Below are 1,226 nucleotides of genomic sequence, written 5' to 3' on the forward strand. Positions count from 1 at the left end.
AGTCGGTGCCGTTGCCGGGGGTGGGGGTGGTCTTCTGGATCTGGAGGAGGAACTCGGTGTTGGACTTGGTCTGCTTCATCTTGTCCAGCAGCAACTCGATGGCCTGCTGCTGATCCAGCGCATGCAGCACCCTGCGCAGCTTCCAGATGATCTGCAGCTCGTCACCCGCCATAAGGATCTCCTCCTTACGCGTGCCCGAAGCATCCACGTCCACCGCCGGGAAGATCCGCTTCTCCGACAGCTTCCGGTCCAGCTTCAGCTCCATGTTCCCGGTGCCCTTGAACTCCTCGAAGATCACCTCGTCCATCCGCGACCCGGTCTCCACCAACGCCGCCGCCAGAATCGTCAGCGACCCCCCGTCCTCGATGTTCCGCGCCGCACCGAAGAACTTCTTCGGCGGATACAACGCCGTGGAATCCACACCACCCGACAGAATCCGCCCCGACGCCGGCGCCGACAGGTTGTACGCCCGCCCCAGCCTGGTGATGTTGTCCAGCAGCACCACCACATCGTGACCCAGCTCCACCAGCCGCTTCGCCCGCTCGATCGCCAGCTCCGCGATCGTGGTGTGATCCTCCGCAGGCCGGTCGAAGGTAGAGGAGATCACCTCGCCCTTCACCGACCGCTGCATATCGGTGACCTCTTCCGGCCGCTCGTCCACCAGCACCACCATCAGATGGCACTCCGGATTGTTCACCGTGATCGAGTTCGCGATCGACTGCAACACCATCGTCTTGCCCGCCTTCGGCGGCGCCACGATCAGCCCCCGCTGCCCCTTCCCGATCGGCGAGACCAGATCGATGATCCGCGAGGTGAGCTGATTCGGCTCCGTCTCCAGCCGCAGCCGCTCCTGCGGATACAACGGCGTCAGCTTGTTGAACTCCGACCGCGAACGCCCCTGCTCCGGCGCCGCACCGTTGACCGAGTCCAGCCGCACCAGAGCGTTGAACTTCTCCCGACGCTCCCCCTCACGCGGCTGCCGCACCGCCCCCGTGACATGGTCGCCCTTCCGCAGACCGTTCTTCCGCACCTGCGCCAACGACACATACACATCGTTCGGACCCGGCAGATACCCCGACGTCCGCACGAACGCATAATTATCGAGAATGTCCAGAATCCCCGCCACCGGGATCAGCACATCATCCTCAGCGACCTGCGGCTCCACATCCTCACGCCCACCACGACGCCCCCGCCGATCCCGATACCGCCCCCGACGACCACGACGG

Annotated in this window: 1 protein-coding gene; it reads right to left on the reverse strand. The window is 64.7% G+C overall.

Going from position 1 to position 1,226, the window contains the following annotated elements:
- A partial coding sequence (gene rho / locus AN218_RS29710; RefSeq protein ID WP_070020165.1) for a transcription termination factor Rho occupies nt 1-1,226 on the reverse strand: 1,226 nt, incomplete at both ends.

The sequence above is a fragment of the Streptomyces nanshensis genome, from assembly GCF_001751255.1.
Classification (GTDB): domain Bacteria; phylum Actinomycetota; class Actinomycetes; order Streptomycetales; family Streptomycetaceae; genus Streptomyces; species Streptomyces nanshensis_A.